This is a genomic window from Enterovibrio litoreus (assembly GCF_045679545.1).
Taxonomy (GTDB): Bacteria; Pseudomonadota; Gammaproteobacteria; order Enterobacterales; family Vibrionaceae; genus Enterovibrio.
Genome location: NZ_CP166194.1, coordinates 1368935 through 1383996, shown reverse-complemented (window position 1 = coordinate 1383996; position 15062 = coordinate 1368935). Strand labels below are relative to the sequence as shown.

General features: G+C 47.9%; 14 protein-coding genes. 8 read left to right on the top strand and 6 right to left on the bottom strand.

Annotated features, from left to right (window positions below; genetic code table 11):
- Window positions 1–63 precede the first annotated feature (63 nt).
- From AB8599_RS06085 to AB8599_RS06065, 5 genes are all read left to right on the top strand, one after another.
- Complete coding sequence (locus AB8599_RS06085) at window positions 64–1269, top strand: amino acid ABC transporter permease (protein WP_407332858.1); 1206 nt, start codon at window positions 64–66, stop codon at window positions 1267–1269.
- A 3-nt stretch (window positions 1270–1272) separates the two neighbouring features.
- On the top strand, window positions 1273–2370 hold the full coding sequence (locus AB8599_RS06080; protein ID WP_407332857.1) for an amino acid ABC transporter permease: 1098 nt from the start codon (window positions 1273–1275) through the stop codon (window positions 2368–2370).
- 17 nt (window positions 2371–2387) lie between these two features.
- Window positions 2388–3137: an amino acid ABC transporter ATP-binding protein gene (locus AB8599_RS06075; RefSeq protein WP_407332856.1), complete on the top strand. Its 750-nt coding sequence runs from the start codon at window positions 2388–2390 to the stop codon at window positions 3135–3137.
- 204 nt (window positions 3138–3341) lie between these two features.
- Window positions 3342–4007, top strand: coding sequence for a Bax inhibitor-1/YccA family protein (locus AB8599_RS06070; RefSeq protein ID WP_407332855.1), 666 nt, complete (start codon window positions 3342–3344; stop codon window positions 4005–4007).
- Window positions 4008–4265: 258 nt separating this feature from the next.
- Window positions 4266–4595 carry a TusE/DsrC/DsvC family sulfur relay protein gene (locus AB8599_RS06065; protein ID WP_407332854.1) on the top strand — a complete coding sequence of 110 codons (330 nt, stop codon included), beginning with the start codon at window positions 4266–4268 and terminating at the stop codon, window positions 4593–4595.
- Window positions 4596–4683: 88 nt separating this feature from the next.
- Here AB8599_RS06065 and yccX read toward each other — a convergent pair whose 3' ends face one another.
- Window positions 4684–4956, bottom strand: a complete 273-nt coding sequence (gene yccX / locus AB8599_RS06060) for an acylphosphatase (RefSeq protein WP_407332853.1) — start codon at window positions 4954–4956, stop codon at window positions 4684–4686.
- 144 nt (window positions 4957–5100) lie between these two features.
- Here yccX and AB8599_RS06055 point away from each other — a divergent pair, with 144 nt between their 5' ends.
- The 3 genes from AB8599_RS06055 (at window position 5101) to AB8599_RS06045 (ending at window position 8555) form a co-directional block, all read left to right on the top strand.
- Entirely contained in the window at window positions 5101–6498 is a 1398-nt protein-coding gene (locus AB8599_RS06055; protein WP_407332852.1) for a methyl-accepting chemotaxis protein, read from the top strand.
- 132 nt (window positions 6499–6630) lie between these two features.
- Entirely contained in the window at window positions 6631–7818 is a 1188-nt protein-coding gene (locus AB8599_RS06050) for a class I SAM-dependent methyltransferase (protein WP_407332851.1), read from the top strand.
- An 86-nt stretch (window positions 7819–7904) separates the two neighbouring features.
- A complete protein-coding gene (locus AB8599_RS06045) occupies window positions 7905–8555 on the top strand; it encodes a DUF2057 family protein (RefSeq protein WP_407332850.1) in 651 nt (216 codons plus the stop codon).
- An 87-nt stretch (window positions 8556–8642) separates the two neighbouring features.
- Here AB8599_RS06045 and AB8599_RS06040 read toward each other — a convergent pair whose 3' ends face one another.
- From AB8599_RS06040 to AB8599_RS06020, 5 genes are all read right to left on the bottom strand, one after another.
- On the bottom strand, window positions 8643–10523 hold the full coding sequence (locus tag AB8599_RS06040; protein WP_407332849.1) for a propionyl-CoA synthetase: 1881 nt from the start codon (window positions 10521–10523) through the stop codon (window positions 8643–8645).
- A 162-nt stretch (window positions 10524–10685) separates the two neighbouring features.
- Window positions 10686–12137 carry a bifunctional 2-methylcitrate dehydratase/aconitate hydratase gene (locus AB8599_RS06035; RefSeq protein WP_407332848.1) on the bottom strand — a complete coding sequence of 484 codons (1452 nt, stop codon included), beginning with the start codon at window positions 12135–12137 and terminating at the stop codon, window positions 10686–10688.
- Between the two features lie 24 nt (window positions 12138–12161).
- The gene (gene prpC / locus AB8599_RS06030) at window positions 12162–13298 is read right to left on the bottom strand and encodes a 2-methylcitrate synthase (protein ID WP_407332847.1); all 1137 of its coding nucleotides are present in this window, start codon (window positions 13296–13298) and stop codon (window positions 12162–12164) included.
- Between the two features lie 128 nt (window positions 13299–13426).
- On the bottom strand, window positions 13427–14299 hold the full coding sequence (prpB, locus tag AB8599_RS06025; RefSeq protein ID WP_407332846.1) for a methylisocitrate lyase: 873 nt from the start codon (window positions 14297–14299) through the stop codon (window positions 13427–13429).
- A complete protein-coding gene (locus AB8599_RS06020; RefSeq protein ID WP_407332845.1) occupies window positions 14296–14964 on the bottom strand; it encodes a GntR family transcriptional regulator in 669 nt (222 codons plus the stop codon). The genes prpB and AB8599_RS06020 overlap by 4 nt, the downstream gene beginning before the upstream one ends.
- Window positions 14965–15062 lie beyond the last annotated feature (98 nt).

Below are 15062 nucleotides of genomic sequence, written 5' to 3'. Positions count from 1 at the left end.
CACTTGTGGGGCACAGCATCTGTGCCCCTTATTTCAACGTGATAAGGATAGAGGTGCGGTTGTATGGCATCTAAAGATAATATGCTTAGCTCATCGGCCCCTCGCCCTGAGAAAAAGCAAAGCCTTATATACAATCCAACGTTTCGCTCTGTAGTTTTTCAAGCGATCGCGATTGGTGCTTTGGTGCTTTTTGTTTACAACATTGTAAACAATGCGCTGACAAACCTGGACGCGCGCGGCATTGCAACAGGGTTTGGCTTTTTAAGCCAAGAGGCGGGGTTTGGTATCGGGTTAACACTGATTGAGTACGATGAAACGTACTCTTATGGCCGTACGTTTTTCATCGGCTTATTGAATACTGGCTTGGTTTCCATTCTTGGCATAGTATTCGCGACCATTTTGGGTTTTCTTGTGGGTATTGCGAGGCTTTCAAGAAACTGGTTGTTGAATCGCTTTGCCGCGATTTACATCGAAATCTTCCGAAACATTCCCCTTCTGCTTCAAATCTTTTTCTGGTACTTCGCAGTGTTACAAGCGCTGCCGTCTCCGCGACAAAGCTTAAGTTTTGGCGATTCTGTCTTTTTAAACGTTCGTGGTTTGTTTTTTACCCGTCCCGTTTTTGAAGAAGGTTCGATGTGGATTTTCATTGCGCTTGTCTCCGCCTTAGTATTCAGTTTTGGCTTAGCGCGTTTTGCGAAAAAGAAACAAGAAAAAACAGGCGAACAAACGCCAGTATTTTTGATATCTATTGCTGCGATCATCGGTTTACCTCTGCTCGCTTTCTTTGTTGCAGGTATGCCGGTATCACTGGAATATCCTGAACTGAAAGGGTTCAACTTCCGAGGTGGCTTCTCAATTATCCCTGAACTGGCGGCACTCACGCTCGCGCTGTCTATATATACGGCGTCATTTATCGCAGAGATTGTGCGTTCGGGTATAAACGCCGTCAGTCATGGGCAAACAGAAGCTGCGATGGCGTTGGGTCTGCCTCGCAACAGAACGCTTCGCTTGGTTGTCATCCCACAAGCTATGCGAATCATCATTCCACCACTCACCAGTCAATACCTAAACCTGACGAAGAACTCTTCGTTGGCGATGGCTATAGGCTATCCCGATTTGGTCTCTGTATTTGCTGGCACAACGCTCAACCAAACGGGGCAAGCCATTGAGATTATTGCAATGACGATGGGTGTTTATCTTACGTTGAGTTTGTTGACTTCACTGTTAATGAATATCTACAACGCTAAAGTCGCACTGGTAGAGAGGTAACCCATGGCAAAACATGAGTTTCAACCAGATTTGCCGCCGCCACCTAATACGGTCGGCGCGGTAGGCTGGATGCGCAAAAACTTATTTTCATCGCCTCTCAACTCAGTCATGACCGTGATTTTGGCAATTCTTGCTATCAAGGGATTATGGGCCGTTGTTGAGTGGGCTTTCATTAATGCAGACTGGATCGGCACATCGCGCGACGATTGTTCCCGCGAAGGCGCATGTTGGGTGTTTATCAACGTGCGTTTTGACCAGTTTATGTTTGGTTTCTACCCACAAGAAGAGCTTTGGCGTCCTCAGCTTTTCTATGCGATTTTGGCTATTGTTACTGGTCTGTTGATCTACGAACGCACGCCAAAACGCGGTTGGATTCTGCTGCTGTTTATCGTTGCTTTCCCGCTCATGGCTGTTTTCTTGATTTTCGGTGATGTCGCGGGCTTGCCTAAGGTGGAAACTCACCTGTGGGGTGGGCTGCTTATCACCATGATCATTGCCATCGTTGGTATTGTGGTTTCACTGCCTATTGGCGTGATGTTGGCATTAGGTCGACGCTCTGACATGCCGATCATTCGCAGTTTGTGTACTGTGTATATCGAAGTGTGGCGTGGTGTTCCTTTGATCACGGTTTTGTTCATGGCATCGGTCATGCTGCCATTGTTCATGGCTGGCGAATCGGAAACCAACAAGCTCGTTCGCGCCTTGATCGGTGTGGTCATGTTCTCGGCTGCCTACATGGCAGAAGTGGTTCGTGGTGGTTTGCAAGCCATTCCAAAAGGCCAGTATGAAGCTGCTGATGCATTGGGTCTCAGCTATTGGAAGAAAATGGGATTCATCATTCTGCCTCAGGCATTGAAAATCACCATTCCTTCGATTGTGAATACATTTATTGGTCTGTTCAAAGACACCAGCCTCGTACTGATCATCGGTATGTTTGACGTGCTGGGTATTGGTCAGGCCGCGAATACTGACCCGAATTGGCTTGGTTTCGCAACGGAAAGCTATGTGTTTGTGGCATTGGTGTTCTGGATTTTCTGTTTCGGCATGTCCCGTTACAGTATTTATCTTGAAAACAAACTCCACACTGGTCACAAGCGATAGAGAACAAGGATAGTATTATGACGCAACAAGACGCCCCTGTTATCCAACTGACCGATGTGAACAAATGGTACGGTCAGTTTCACGTGCTGAAAAACATAAATCTTTCGGTTTCAAAAGGCGAAAAGATCGTAATCTGTGGCCCTTCTGGGTCAGGTAAATCAACGATGATTCGCTGTATAAACCGCCTTGAAGAGCATCAGCAAGGCTCAATTATCGTTGGTGGTACCGAGCTAACAGACGATTTGAAAAACATTGAATTGGTGAGAAAGGAAGTGGGCATGTGTTTTCAACACTTTAACCTCTTCCCGCACCTGACAGTGTTAGAGAATTGCACGCTAGCGCCAATTTGGGTGAAGAAAATGCCCAAGGACGAAGCGGAAAAAGTCGCGATGAAGTTCCTTGAACGCGTAAAGATCCCAGAGCAAGCCGACAAGTACCCCGGCCAGCTTTCTGGTGGTCAGCAACAGCGCGTCGCCATTGCACGTTCGTTGTGCATGAACCCAAATGTGATGCTTTTCGATGAACCGACGTCAGCACTTGACCCAGAAATGGTGCGCGAAGTATTGGATGTAATGGTAGAGTTAGCGGAAGAAGGCATGACCATGTTATGTGTAACGCATGAAATGGGCTTTGCAAAAGAAGTTGCTGATCGCGTTATCTTTATGGATGCTGGCGAAATCATTGAAGAAAATGTTCCTGAGGAATTCTTCAATAATCCGCAATCTGACCGAACTCAGTTGTTCTTGAGTCAGATCCTGCATCACTAAAAAAGAGCGCAGTTCTTCGGGTTAACCACCTGTTAACATTCAGTTACAAGATCAAACAGGCTTAGCTGGCGGGATATATTAGTATTCTCAACGGCTAAGCTGTTTTATTATCAGCAATACGACAATTGTGACTTGAAATTTTGAGCCAAAGGCGCAATAACTGTCGTATAGAAATATATGTTTGTACCCCATCGGGAGAAAGCTATGAATGATCGTTTTGTTGCTCGCGAGTACTCGCAAGAGAGCCAGTTAGCAACCAACAGGGTGTTACGCAACACCTATTTCCTATTGTCACTGACCTTAGTCTGGTCTGCGATTGTCGCTGGTGTTTCAATGGCGATGAACATGCCATACCCTGGCATAATCATTACTTTGGTTGGTTTTTACGGCTTACTTTTCCTAACAGAAAAGAATAAAAACAACTCAATGGGTCTCGTGCTGACTTTCGCGTTAACCGGATTCATGGGTTACACATTAGGTCCGATTCTTAACATGTATGTAGGTGCTGGCCTGGGTTGGGCTATCGCTCCTGCATTGGGCGGCACTGCGCTGACCTTCATGGCGTGTTCTGCTTACGCACTGACGACCAAACGTGATCTGTCGTTCCTTAACGGCATGTTGATGGCAGGTTTTGTGGTGATCATCGTGGGCATGATAGCGAACATCTTCCTGCAAATGCCGATGATTTCCGTGGCGCTTAGTGGTGTGTTTGTCCTGTTTTCAACAGGCGTAATTTTGCTAACCACCCAGTCAATCATTCGTGGTGGTGAAACAAACTACATCTCGGCTACTGTTGGTTTGTATGTATCAATTTACAACCTGTTCCTGAGCCTACTGCAACTGCTTGGCATTTTTGGCGGCGACGATTAATCGAACAGTATTAACATGATTCTTAAAAAGCTCCTTCGGGAGCTTTTTTCTTTTCTGCTCTTCCTTACTTCTTTTCGGCTCTTCCTGACTTCTTTTCGGCCCCTCATGAATAGCACCAATCTGGCCAAGTAAACGGTGAAGAACTTGCCGTTCGCAGGGCTTTGAATTGTGCTTTTCATTGAAATTTGAATATCACATCAACTTGAAGCCGCTCGAACAAGCCGATATGCTTTGCGCGTTCGAAACACGAGGTAATCCATGTTGGAATTAAACGGCAAACAAATTGAAACCGATGCCCAAGGCTATTTGAAGAATTTCTCTGAATGGGATGAAGCGCTAGTACCGCTTCTTGCTGAACAAGAAAACATCACGCTGACTGAAGCGCACTGGGAAGTGGTTTACTTTGTGCAGGAGTTTTATAAAGAGTTCAACACCTCTCCTGCTGTTCGCATGCTGGTAAAATCCATGGAGAAGAAGTACGGCCCAGAAAAAGGCAACAGCCGCTACCTTTATAAGCTGTTTCCTAAGGGGCCGGCAAAACAAGCCACCAAGCTTGCTGGTCTTCCTAAACCGGTGAAATGCATTTAGAAAAGAGGCGCTAATCAGCGCCTCTTTTTCATTTTAAGCTCGTCAAATGAACGAAAACCGAGCCAACATAAGCGCGACGAGCCGGTGTTTACCGAATAGAAAAGCCATCTATGGCTTGCCAATCAACAGAATATTGAGTCACTCCTGTCACATTGGCCGTCTGGGGCCCATGCTCTAACCACGCCAAAAGCGCATTCACATTTTTCTCTTCTCCGCACATCAGCACAGTCACAGTGCCATCGTCTTCATTACGTGCAAAACCCGTCAAAGACAATTTCAAACCCTCGTGCGCGGTGTGATACCTGAACCCAACGCCCTGAACGCGACCAGAGATCGTCGCCTTGATGCATATTTGAGGCATATGTCACACTCCTGTTATTGGTTATTACAGTACGCAACAGTGTAAAATATCAGTAACAGCGCAAGCGATGAAACCTCACGATTGAGGCGATTTGGTTCTATCAAGTACTTTGAGACTTGTGCAATTGACAAGGAATTATTCAAGATGAAAGAAACGCCCTTCCGTTGGATTGACCAATACCTCATTCGCCTTAGCCTAAAGGAAAAATTTGCTGTCCTTTATGCCATTATTTTTTCGCTGACCATTGCTACCGGTGTTGTATTTCATTCAGCGGCAACATCACAGCTTGCCACCACTCAAGACAAACATAGCGCAGCACTCAATGCAGTGCTGTCTCACTACAATGTCAGCGCCAATGAAGCGGCTTCAATCATCGCTTCTTCAGGTATCAGTGCGACTCAGTCTAGCAATGCATGGGGAGAATCCTCTTCAACCATATACAACGTGCGAGACAATAGCTTTTGGTCTCACATCAGCCTAGCTTCGCTGGGCGTTATGTTGGTGTTGTTCATTCTTGGGTTGATGGCATTGCACTATGTATCAAGCTTTATCGGCGGCGCAATGTACACCATGAATACTTCGCTTCAGCGCATGCTGGATGGCGACCTCACCAGCCGCATGAATTTCTTCCCTGTTAGAGATGAATTCAGCATCATCGCGACCACTGTCGACAAAGTTGCTGATCGCGAGCACAGTCTAGTGAAAGCAATTAAGAATGCCTCTAGCTTAATGAGCCAGCTTTCTAACGATTTGGGTAAACGCAGCACAGAGAGTGAAAGCCTTTCTACCGAACAACGCACCTACCTTGATTCATTAGCCAGTGCGACGGAAGAAATGGCTGGTTCTATTCGTGATGTTGCTACGCACGCGGAAGAAACGTCAGGCGAGATGATGGTAGCGGGTCAAGCGTCGAAGCAAAGCCGTCAGCAAGTCAACCAAACCCTACATGCCATTCAAGCGTTGAGTGCAGAAATTGAAGCCGCATCGAAGGCGGTTTCTTCATTGGAGCAAAACTCCCATGAAATCGGCAGCATGGTGGCGACTATCAGCGCGATTTCTGAACAGACCAATCTACTTGCGTTGAACGCTGCCATCGAAGCGGCTCGAGCTGGCGAACAAGGCCGTGGTTTTGCCGTTGTCGCCGATGAAGTCCGCACTCTGGCAGGTCGAACACAACAAGCGACCGTTGAAATCCAGCGCATGATTCAAGATCTTGAAAGCAACACTGCACACCTTCGAGGTGTCATGCAAGGCACTGTCGATAATGCCGCAGCAAGTGAATCCCTGATGCAGAATATCGATCTAGAAATTGGCAGCATTTCTGAACGCAGCCAGCGCATTACTGACCGAAGCACTGAAATTGCCACCGCAGCCAATCAACAAGGTAGCGTAGCGGGTACTATTTCGTCTGACGTTGAGCGCGTGCGCCAACAAGCATGGCAAGTAAGCGAGATGATCCAACAGACGACGAAAGACGTGAGCGATCTGAAAAAGCAATCAACCAGCCTGACATCACTTGTCGACGGCTTGCGTACCGAATAACTTTGCTAAAAAACAGCCGCAAAGCCTGCGGCTGTTTGCATTCTTGCCCTTCTTCTCTGACAATACACACCCAATTTATAGGCCGCTGTATGCTGTTGCAGTGAGTCAGACATCTGAATTTAGGAAAAACCAATGAATCCGTCTGTTTATCTGGTGAAAGGCCGTGAAAAGTCACTACGCCGTCGCCACCCATGGATTTTCTCTCGTGGCATTCAACGCGTAGAGGGTAAACCCGAACTCGGTCAAACAGTGGATGTTTATGATCATCAAGGCCAATGGCTAGCGCGTGGTGCATTTTCTCCTAATTCTCAGATCCGTGTTCGCGTCTGGTCATTTGAACAAGAAGAAATCAACGTCGAATTTTTTAAAAAACGCCTTCAAGAAGCGCAAGGTCTTCGTGACACATTGGCTGCGCGAGATGGCCTAACGGGCTACCGTTTGATTGCTGCTGAGTCTGACGGCTTACCAGGCATCACCATTGACCGATATGAGAACTTCATGGTTTGCCAGCTACTCAGTGCTGGCGCAGAAGCACAGAAACAAAACCTGATTGATGCGCTTGTAGCGCTTTACCCTGAGTGCAGCGTCTACGAACGTTCAGATGTATCCGTGCGCAAGAAAGAGGGCCTGAAAGAGCGCACAGGCGTTCTGCATGGCGACATGCCACCCGCTTCTTTGGTAATCGAAGAAAACGGCGTGAAAATCAGCGTTGATATCGTCGGCGGTCACAAAACCGGCTTTTACTTAGATCAGCGTGATAGCCGCGAAGCGGCAGTAAAATACATCAACGGAAAACGTGTATTGAACTGTTTCTGTTACACCGGTGGTTTTGGCCTTTATGCCCTGAAAGGCGGCGCATCAGAAGTGATCAATGTCGATGTCTCCCAGCCAGCTTTGGACATTGCAAAAGCCAATGCTGAATTGAACGGCTATGATCTGTCAAAAGCACAGTTTGTGAATGCTGACGTGTTTAAACTGCTGCGTGAATATCGTGACAGTGGCGAGCTATTTGACGTGGTTATCATGGATCCGCCTAAGTTTGCCGAATCAAAATCACAGCTCAATGGCGCTTGTCGTGGCTATAAAGATATCAACATGTTAGCCATACAAATCCTGAAACCGGGAGGTACGCTTCTCACCTATTCTTGCTCAGGATTGATGGACAACGCCCTGTTCCAAAAAATCATTGCTGACGCCGCGCTTGATGCCCATCGTCAAGTTCAGTTTATTGAGCGTTTCGAACAAGCGGCCGATCACCCGCTGGATAGCGCTTACCCAGAAGGTTTCTACCTGAAAGGCTTTGCCTGTTACGTAAAATAGCCTGGCCTGTTCTGTTACCAAGCGCAACGATGACCATTTGGCCCACCACTTTTGCGTGGGCCCATTTTCATTTTTGAGGGATCACAATGAGAAAACATTTATTTCTCACGTCGTTATTTTCGATGCTGCTTCCACTGTCAGTGGCAGCGGAAGTCACACTTCACGTTAACAACAACGTTGAGCTTTTGGCTTACAACGGTCAATCGCATAAGTCTTCCATGTTTGGCAAGCAAGAACCCATTACGTTAGATAACGGAACACAACAACTTGCGTTTCGCTATGTGGAAAGCTTCGAGGAAGGAAAAGACATCACATTCATCAAGTCTGATGTGCTGATTGTGACATTTGATGCAAATGACAAAGATGTGTACTTTGCTTTCCCCAAACACAAAAACAAACGTCAAGCTCGCGCGTTTAACGAGAATCCAAACTTTCAACTTGTTGATGACACAAATTCGCCCATTGCGTTTGAACAAAACAAGCTGATGAAAAACGGCTTCCAGTTAAGCCGCGATTATTTGGCGGAGCTTTCGCGCTTCAACCAAACCGATAAGCCAGCTTCATTGCAGTTGACGGCGACGCCTTCAACGACGGCGTCAACACCTGCATCACGTGGTGCCAAAGTGGTGTTGAGTGGTGAATCGATTGACGAAATCGACTATCAACTCCACTACTGGTTCCAGAAGGCAAGTCCCGAAGCAAAAGCGCGATTTAAAGCCTACATAAACGCACAATAGAAATAAGGCCACCCAGCAGGTGGCCTTATTTTTTCTCGCGCTGAAAACGCGTATCGCATTGCATTACAAGAATGACATTTTCATCGTTTAGTGCCCCGATAAGAGCTGGCTGATGTCATCGAGACTGGATGGATCATCAATCGTAGACGGTACAACGTAACTCTCACCATCCGCGATTTGGCGAATAATACGACGCAAAATTTTACCTGAACGTGTTTTGGGTAAACGATCAACAATGATAGCGCGGTTAAAACAAGCAACCGGGCCAATCTCGCTGCGTACTTTCGCCACCAAGGCTTTTTCTATATCGCCATCATTCGAATAGTAACCGTCTTTGAGTACCACCAGCCCTAGCGGTAACTGACCTTTGATTTCATCATAAATCCCCACCACGGCACATTCTGCAACCGCTTCGTGCGCACCCACGACTTCTTCCATTTCACCCGTGGATAGACGGTGACCTGAAACATTTATCACGTCATCAATACGGCCCATGACGAACAGGTAACCTTCTTCGTCCATATAACCACCATCCCCTGATACGTAGTAGCCAGAGAACTGCTGTAAATAACCCGATTCGAAGCGATCATGGTTGCGCCATACTGTCGACAAGCAACTGGGTGGCAAAGGTCGTTTGATGGCAATATAGCCTTGTTGATTCGGCTGAGCAGGTTCGCCAAGCTCATTGAGGATCTGCACGTTAAATCCAGGCGTAGGCTTGGTTGACGACCCCGGTTTGGTGATAAAACTCTCCAAGCCAATAGGATTGCAAGAAATCGCCCACCCTGTTTCGGTTTGCCACCAATGGTCAATCACAGGTCGGCCTGTGTGCATTTCTACCCATTCTAGCGTCGGCGGATCTAATCGTTCGCCGGCCATGAATATGGTGCGAAGCGATACCATAGGATAATCGGCAATTAGCTTACCTTCTGGATCTTCCTTTTTGATGGCGCGAAAGGCTGTTGGGGCTGAAAACAGCACAGAGACATGGTATTCATCACACACGCGCCAAAACGCAGCCGGATCAGGCGTTCGTACTGGTTTTCCTTCAAACATGATGGTGGTACAGCCATGAATCAGCGGCGCATAAACAATGTAGGAGTGCCCCACCACCCAGCCCACGTCTGACGCGGCCCAAAATACGTCGCCCGGCTGAACGTTATACACGGTCGACATGGAGTACTTCATGGCCACAGCATGACCACCATTGTCGCGCACTACGCCCTTGGGCTTGCCTGTCGTGCCCGAGGTATAGAGAATGTACAACGGATCGGTCGAGGATACTGGCACACAGTCATGCGGTGTTGCGCGTTCAAACAAAGTCGCCCAATCGGCGTCACGTTCATGCTCAAGCGATGCTGGCTGCTCCGGTCGCTGATACACCACCACTTTTTCAGGTTTCCAACGGCTGTCCATCACCGCTTGATCAACCATGGGTTTGTATGGGATCACCTTACACACTTCGATGCCGCACGAGGCCGTTAGCAAAACTTTGGGTTCGGCATCTTCCAAGCGAACAGCGAGTTCATTCGGCGCAAAACCGCCAAACACAACAGAGTGGATCGCCCCCAATCGCGCACACGCCAACATGGAAATGGCAGCCTGTGGGATCATTGGCATGTAGATAACAACACGATCGCCTTTAGTGACTCCAAGTTCAGCCAGCATACCGGCACATTTGGCCACTTGGTCACGAAGCACCTCATAGCTGTATTGGGCTTTTTTTCCCGTAACAGGAGAATCGTAAATCAGGGCTGTTTGATCCCCTCTCCCATTTTCAACGTGATAGTCTAGCGCCAAATACGCGGTGTTGAGTTGTCCATCAGGAAACCAACGTTCGATGCCATTGGCGTCACTTTCAAGTGCAATCGTAGGTGGCGTGAACCACTGAATATTCTTTGCTTGTTGCAACCAGAAGGTATCTGGGCTGGCGACGGATTGCTGATAGGCGTTTTGATAGGCTGACATTGTCATGCTCCTTGCCTCTTGCTGAGGTTTTGCTTTTCTACCCACATTTTGATGCACCAATGGCGCTCAACGAGGTAAAAAGCTTGGCAGCAAACAGATGTCGTTGCTTGCTGCCAAGTAACTGCTGTTTCTCAAACCTTATGTTGGCTTGTTGATGAAACACTAATTAATGGTAAACATCTCCATAAAGGTATTTACCGGCGTTTTCATCAAGGTGTCTTGATCTAAACAAAGCGCATAAATTTTCTCTGCCTGTGCCGAAGGGAAACGCGTGAGAAGGTTACGCTTGAATTTACCTTCTAACACTGGGATACCTTCTTCTCGGCGACGACGATGACCAATCGGGTATTCAACTTCAACTCTTTCGGTCGACGTTCCATCATTGAAGAAAATCTGAATCGCATTCGCAATCGAGCGTTTGTCGGCATCGAGGTAATCTTCGCTATAGCGCTTGTCTTCAATAATGGTCATTTTCTCGCGCAGCGCATCAATACGGCTATCACCGCGATGGAAGCTGTCTTCGTAATGCTCGGCCACCAAGTCACCGTGAATCAAAGGCACTGCAATCATGTATTGCAAGCAGTGGTCACGGTCTGCAGGGTTGGCTAAGTCACCTACCTTTGAAATGATGCGAATGGCAGACTCATGCGTGGTCACTTCAATGCGCTCAATGTCATCAAGGCGATTGGCTACTTGTGGGTGCAATGTCACAGCACATTCCACCGCCGTTTGCGCATGGAACTCCGCCGGGAAAGAGATCTTGAACAACACATTTTCCATCACGTAAGCATCAAACGGTTGATTCACTTGGAATGATTCACCTTTGAACAAGACATCATAGAAGCCCCATTTCTCAGCAGTCAGCACGGATGGCAATCCCATCTCCCCCTTCATGGTGATCATCGCCAATCGAACTGCGCGAGACGTTGCATCACCTGCCGCCCAAGATTTACGTGAGCCAGCATTCGGCGCATGACGATAAGTACGCAGCGAACAACCATCCACCCAGGCTTGTGACAATGCATCAATGACTTGATCGCGGTTGCCACCCAACATACGTGTGACCACTCCTGTCGACGCAACACGCACCAATAACACGTGATCAAGCCCGACACGGTTGTAGCTATTTTCCAGTGCCAACACACCTTGAATTTCATGGGCTTTAATCATCGCCGTGAGTACGTCTTGCATCGTTAAAGCAGGCTTGCCTTCTGATACCGCAATACGGCTCAAATAATCTGCCGTCGCAAGAATACCGCCAAGGTTATCGGATGGGTGTCCCCATTCTGCCGCCAGCCAAGTGTCATTAAAATCCAGCCAGCGAATCATGCAGCCAATATTGAATGCTGCTGTGATGGGGTCGAGCTCATGAGAAGTGCCCGGTACGCGTGCACCATTTCTGACGGTTGTTCCAGGTACGAGCGGCCCCATGTGTTTGGTACATTCTGGAAAACGTAACGCCAACAGGCCGCATCCTAATGTGTCCATCAAACAGTTACGCGCCGTGTTGTAGGCCTCTGCTGAAGTGATCTCTTTTTCGCACACATAATCAGCAATAGTTTGTAGCAGTTCATCAGGCGCTGGACGCTGGTTTACATCGACATTCATTGACATGTTTAGATTCCTTTCCTTAATCAGTTATTGGCGTTTTTCGATTGGCAACCAGTCTTGATGCTCTGGCCCAACATAGTCCGCACTTGGTCTAATAATTCGGTTGTTCTCGCGCTGCTCAAACACGTGAGCGCACCAGCCTGTGACGCGGCTCATCACGAAAATAGGCGTAAATAACTTGGTGGGTATCCCCATGAAGTGATACGCCGATGCATGGAAAAAATCGGCATTGGGGAACAAGTCTTTTTCTCGCTTCATTACCTGTTCTACGCGCTCAGACACGTCGTACAATGCTGCTTCAGAAGAGGACTCAGACAACTGCTTTGACCATGCTTTGATCAGCGCGTTTCTTGGGTCGGATTCACGGTATATCGCGTGTCCAAATCCCATGATTTTTTCTTTTTTTGCGAGCATCTGCATCAACGCCGCTTCAGCTTGATCAGGCGTGCTCCAGTTCTCAATCATCGCCATGGCCGCTTCGTTTGCGCCGCCATGCAATGGCCCGCGCAACGTGCCTATGGCAGCGGTAACGCATGAGTGAATATCCGATAAAGTAGAAGCACAGACTCGCGCTGCAAAGGTGGACGCATTGAATTCATGTTCAGCGTACAAAACTAACGAGCAATGCATGACGCGGATATGCAGCTCAGACGGCGCCTCGTCAGACAACATATCGAGGAAATAGCCCGAAATGCTGTCTTGATTGCTCGCCGCTGTATCAATGCGCACGCCATCATGTGAGAAGCGATACCAGTAACAAATAATGGCGGGAAGGTGAGCGAGAATGGTGTCTGATTTATCTGACTGCTCAGAGAAATCTAATTCTGTATCCAGATTACCCAGCATCGAGCAACCTGTGCGCATAACATCCATTGGGTGAGCATCAGCAGGAATGTTTTCTAACACGCTACACAGTGCGGAAGGCAAGCCCCTCTTGGCGATCAGAGTTTGCTTGTAACCGTTCAGTTCTTGCGCATTCGGCAATTTGCCTTTTAATAAGAGATACGCGACTTCCTCAAACTCCGCGTGGTTAGCAAGGTCCGTAATGTCATAGCCTCGGTAGGTCAATCCCGTGCCGGATTTTCCGACGGTACACAAGGCCGTGCTGCCCGCACTCTGACCACGTAATCCCTCTCCACTTAACGGTTTGTTTTTGTCCGCCATGATATGCTCCTTGTCGTTGACTAATTTATTGTTTTTATGTGTTTCCCTACTGCTTTTTCTACTTCAACTTCTGTGTCTATCTTTGTGCTTCAAGCTTTCTGTTGCAGCGTTTCTATTTCAAAATGAACTCATTCTTTCTCGGCAAATAACTTGTCGAGTTGTTGCTCGTAATTGTGGTAACCGAGGTAGTGATACAATTCTTCGCGAGTCTGCATCGTGTCGACAACATTACGTTGATGACCATCCGTTTTCACTTGCTGATAGACGTTAAGTGCCGCCTGATTCATGGCACGAAATGCTGAGAGCGGGTAAAGCACGAGATCAACCCCGACTTCGTCCAATTCACTGACCGAAAACAACGGTGTTTGACCAAATTCGGTAATGTTTGCCAGCACGGGAACATTCAACGCTTGAGTGAAAATCTTGTATTGATCGAGCGTATTAATCGCTTCTGGGAAAATCATGTCTGCACCCGCTTCAACACAGGCTTGCGCGCGCTCTAAAGCAGAGTCTATCCCCTCAACCGCTAGCGCATCAGTACGTGCCATAATGACGAAGTTCGAGTCAGTTCTCGCATCGACAGCCGCTTTAACGCGATCAATCATCTCAGCTTGGCTCACAATGGCTTTGTTTGGTCGATGCCCGCAGCGCTTTTGTGAAACCTGATCTTCAATATGCACCGCCGCCACACCTGCCCGCTCCATTTCACGAACGGTACGGGCAATACTAAATGCCCCACCAAAACCTGTGTCGATGTCCACCAGCAGTGGCAGGCTTGATGCATCCGTAATGCGTCGCGCATCTTCCAACACATCGTTAAGCGTGGTGATCCCCAAGTCAGGTAAACCAAACGAGGCGTTTGCGACGCCACCACCGGACAGATAAATTGCCTGATGACCCGTTTGCTCCGCTAACATCGCGGTATAGGCGTTAATGGTGCCCATCACTTGTAACGGCCTGCTATTTGCTACTGCGTCGCGGAATTTTTTCCCTGCGCTCATGAGGCTTTCTCCCTGTCTGAATTAAGTTGCTTCGCTGCCAGATCGCCGCTTCGTTTTATGTGTCTTCGCATCAGCATTTCTGCCAGATCTGCATCTCTTTCTTCTAATGCATTTAGAATCTGAACGTGCTCATCCAATGCACGTTCTGGGCGTGACTGAGTGCGCGTTGACTGCGTGCGATACATGCGAACCAAATGATAGAGTTCGTCACACAGCAAGCTGATTAATTTGTCGTTTCGGCTGGCTTGGATAATGCGATAGTGAAAATCAAAATCACCCTGCTGATGAAAATAGGTCGCGCCATCAACATCATCGATATGCTGCTGGTGACGATGAAGTAGCTTTTTTAACGCCTCAATCTCTTGCGCTGTAATGTGTTGGCAAGCTTGACGAATCGCCATGCCCTCTAAGGCTTCGCGTACTGCATAAATATCTGAAAGCTGTGCAGCGCTGATTGCCACAACACGAGCACCAACATGAGGCACGCGCTCAACCAAGCCCATCGATTCCAAGCGCATCATGGCTTCTCGCAGTGGACCGCGACTCACCCCGAGCTCACGCGACAATTCGGGTTCTGATATTTTGCTGCCCGACGCAAACTTTCCACTGACAATGGCCTCGATAAGCCATTCAGTGATCCCTTCAGATTTGGTGACATCTTTCATCGTGCAATTCCTTTGGTGTCGACATTACGTTTTAATACTCACTCGCATAACCCATCACATTGTCGACAAAATTTCGCTACAAGTTAATTTTTAGTCGT